This window comes from Bathymodiolus platifrons methanotrophic gill symbiont (assembly GCF_002189065.1).
In the GTDB taxonomy this organism is placed as follows: domain Bacteria; phylum Pseudomonadota; class Gammaproteobacteria; order Methylococcales; family Methylomonadaceae; genus Methyloprofundus.
In genome coordinates this window covers 1-4,240 of sequence record NZ_BDMN01000065.1, presented here as the reverse complement: position 1 = coordinate 4,240, position 4,240 = coordinate 1, and the positions used below count along the sequence as shown (strand labels likewise).

Genomic DNA, 4,240 nt, shown 5'->3' with positions numbered 1-4,240 from the left:
GTAGGCTGGGTTAGATTTTTTTGCGCAGCAATAAAAACGTAACCCGGCATCTTGGGAGGTTCATATAAAGTGCTGGGTTAGATCTATGCTACGCTAGATAATCTAACCCAGCCTACAGTATAACTCATTGTTTATTATATTCTTAACTCTTAACTTAATGGCAGTGACGGAGAAAGTGTGAACGATAGGTGCATGTGATATCCATCAAGCCAAAGTTGACGGAGTACTAGAGCAAATTTGATGGATTTTAAACTTAAAGCCTTTACCGGCTAACTGACCAAAAGAAGATAAAGGCGTATCCGCATGAATAACGAAATCATAATTTATCAAACCGAAGATAATGAAGTTGCAGTTCGTTTAGACAGTGCGCACGAGACTTTATGGTTAAGCCAAAAGCAGATGTCTGAGTTGTTTGCCACTTCAACCGATAATATCGGGTTGCACTTGAAGAATATTTATCGTGATGGTGAATTAGATGAATTATCAACTACCGAGGAATCCTCGGTAGTTCGTCAGGAAGGGGATAGGCAGGTAAAACGAACGCTAAAACACTATGACCTTAATGCCATTATTTCTGTTGGTTACCGCGTTAATTCTAAAAAAGGTACACAGTTTCGAATATGGGCAACCCAGCGCCTACGCGAGTATTTAGTACAAGGCTATGCGATTAACCAACAGCGCTTTGATAGCAATGCGGCTGAATTAAAACAAGCCATTTCGTTAATTCGCAAAGCGGCGAAATCACCTGAATTAACGGCAGAATCAGGCAGTGGTTTGGTAGAGATTGTAAGCCGTTATACGCAGACCTTTTTATGGTTGCAGCAATATGATGAAGGTTTGTTAAGTGAGCCTAAAGGTGAAGATGGGGTATATTGCCTTCTGCTGATACGGCGATGGTGTTACTTAATGCGCTGAAAGCATCATTGATTGAACGGGGTGAGGCAACAGACATGTTTGCCCGCTTGCGTGAAGATGGGCTGGCTTCCATTTTAGGCAATCTTGAGCAATCTGTATTTGGCGCAGCGGCCTACCCAACGGTAGAAAGTAAGGCGGCGCATTTACTCTATTTTGTGGTGAAAAATCACCCGTTTAGTGATGGTAATAAACGCAGTGGTGCGTTTTTATTTGTCGATTTTTTGCATCGTAATGGTCGGTTGTTAAATGCTGATGCACTGCCTGTTATCAATGATACGGGACTAGCAGCGTTAACTTTGTTGGTGGCGGAATCAGATCCTAAACAGAAAGAAACGCTTATACGGCTGATTATGCTTATGTTGGCTGAGGAGAAATAAGCATGACTCCGCGAAATGAAGCCGATACTCGTGCAGAGTTAATCGACCCCAAACTTAAGGCGGCTGGCTGGAGCGTGATTGAGGGTAGCTTTATTCGGCGTGAGGTGATTTGTCCGGGGCGGATTTTAACCGGGGGCAAGCGCGGCGCACAGGTTGCCAGTGATTATGTGCTGGTTTATAAAGGCCGTAAATTAGCGGCGCTGGAAGCTAAAAAAGAAAGTTTGAGTTATAGCGAGGGCGTGCGTCAGGCGAAAGATTATGCCGAGCGTTTACAATGCCGAATCGCTTATGCCAGCAATGGCCATGATATTTATCAAATAGATTTACTTACCGGTGAAGAAGGGCTGGTTGATGATTATTTATCGCCACAGGCATTGTGGGCGCTAACTTTTAAGGCGCAGGATAAACAGCTGCCAGATTTCAAGCGCATTTGGCGCGATCGTTTTTCTGCTATTCCCTTTGAATGCAAAGGCGACTGGGCACCGCGCTATTATCAGGAAAATGCCATTAATAATGCCCTGGAAGCGATTGCAGAAGGACAACAACGCATATTGCTAACACTGGCAACGGGTACGGGTAAAACCTGTATCGCGTTTCAAATTGCATGGAAGTTATTTTATAGCCGCTGGAGTTTAAGCGCACAAACAAATCTCGAAGAAGCGAAACGCCGCCCACGCATTTTGTTTTTGGCTGATCGCAATATTTTAGCCAATCAGGCATTTAATGATTTTGCTCCGTTTGGTGAAGATGCCATTGTGCGCATTGAACCCAGTGAGATTAAGAAAAAAGGCCGTGTGCCTAAAAATGCCAGTGTGTTCTTCACGATATTCCAAACCTTCATGTCCGGGGCTTCGACAGGCTCAGGCACCGATGCTGTTTCGACCCCTCCGGTCCCTGAGCCTGTCGAAGGGTGCTTTGGCGACTACCCTGAAGACTTTTTCGATTTTATTATCATTGATGAGTGTCATCGCGGTGGGGCGAATGATGAGGGTAATTGGCGGGTGATTTTAGATTATTTCTCACCTGCGGTGCAACTTGGTTTAACCGCCACACCGAAACGCAAAGATAATGTTGATACTTATGGCTATTTTGGTGAGCCAGTGTATAGCTATACTTTAAAACAGGGCATTAACGATGGTTTTTTAACTCCGTTTAAGGTGTACCCGATTGTCGGCACGATGGATGAATATGTCTATACACCGGCTGATGGCGTGGTGGTGCAAGGTGAGCCAGAAGCAGGCAAGCTGTATAAAGAGGGAGATTTTAACCGCATTATTAGCATTCCTGCTCGTGAGCAGAAGCGGGTGCAGTACTGGATGGATCGCGCCATTCCTCGTGATAAAACCATTGTCTTTTGTGCCACCCAAGCCCATGGCGGTGTGGTGCGTGATTGTATTAATCAATATGCGGTGCAAAAAGGCTGGACGAGGAATAGCCATTACTGTGTGCGCGTGACGGCAAATGATGGCGCAGCGGGTGAAAATGATCTGAAAATATTTCAGGATAATGAGAAAATCATTCCGACGGTCTTAACCACCTCACGCAAGCTTTCAACCGGCGTGGATGCACGCAATGTGCGCAATATTGTATTGATGCGCCCCTGTAACAATATGATTGAGTTTAAGCAGATTGTGGGGCGCGGTACGCGGATTTATGATGGCAAAGAGTTCTTCACCATTTTTGATTTTGTTAAAGCGCATTATAACTTTGCTGATCCGGAATGGGATGGGGAGCCGTTGCCTTGTGCTGTGTGTGGTGATGTACCGTGTAGTTGTACGACTGAGACCTGTGAGCTGTGCAGTTTTAATCCGTGTAACTGTCCTAAACACTGTAGTAAATGCGGAGCCAGTCCTTGTGAGTGCATAGTTAAACCGTGTGCTGTCTGTGGAATAAGCCCTTGTATTTGTGTTGCTGTTGAATGTGCCGTATGTGGAAGTAATCCCTGTGTCTGTAAAAAAGTAGAAAAATCATGATTAAACTCAGTGATGGTAAAACACGCCAAATTCAGCATATTTCAGCGGTGATGTATTGGAGCCCTGAGGGCAAGCCTATCACCGCTAAAGAATTTATTGAGCGCATGTTTGATGACTTGCCGCAGTTTTTTGAAAATGAAGATAAGTTGCGTGCAATCTGGAGTGACCCTGATACTCGTGAAAAGTTGCTGCATGATCTGGCAGAAGCCGGTTATGACCATGAAAAACTCGACAGCATGAAAGCGCTAATTGATGCGCAAGACAGCGATGTTTATGACGTATTAGCGTATGTAGCCTACGCTGCTGAGACGCGCTTACGCAGTCAGCGTATAGAGCAGGCAAAGCCAGCCATTAACCAGCATTAGACTGAATACCATCAGCAAGCCTTTATCGATTTTATTTTGCAGCGCTATGTAGATGATGGGGTGACAGAATTATCTATAGGCAAGATGAAAAGCCTGCTTGAACTTAAATATAATACCATCAGTGATGCCACCGTTGAGTTGGGTTCACCTAAAGTGATTCGTGATATGTTTGTTGGCTTTCAGCCGTATTTGTATCTTGTTGGTACGCGTATCTAATAATATCCCAAAGTCTACGTTTCAATGTAGCCTGTATGGAGCTTGCGGAATACAGGAAAAGGGGCATTCTCAATCTCCCGTATTCCACAAGTTCCATACGGGCTACACAATGTCTCGGAATTTATTCACCTGATTGCTAAGGAATGTGCACGAAATAACTTCCTGAAGCAGCCAAGCTTGAATAATGAAATATCTCCCCTAAATTAAGGTTATCTTAATTTATTACTCAGTGGTTGTCTTATGTCATTTCCTTATAAAAAAAATATCGAAAAGTCGATGAAGAAATTTTATGACTCACTTTGTGAAAAAAATAAGCGACGGTATGCCGCCATTGAAAGTGAAAAATTATCTCATGGTGGCGTTAACTATATTTCAGCTTTATTAGAGTGTGACC

General features: G+C 44.0%; 2 pseudogenes. Both read left to right on the top strand.

Annotation, left to right across the window (positions count from 1 at the left end):
- Positions 1-303: 303 nt before the first annotated feature.
- Positions 304-1,292: pseudogene (locus CDZ78_RS04330) on the top strand (virulence RhuM family protein/type II toxin-antitoxin system death-on-curing family toxin).
- Between the two features lie 2 nt (positions 1,293-1,294).
- Positions 1,295-3,846, top strand: a pseudogene (gene hsdR / locus CDZ78_RS04325) (EcoAI/FtnUII family type I restriction enzme subunit R).
- The last annotated feature ends 394 nt before the right edge of the window (positions 3,847-4,240 follow it).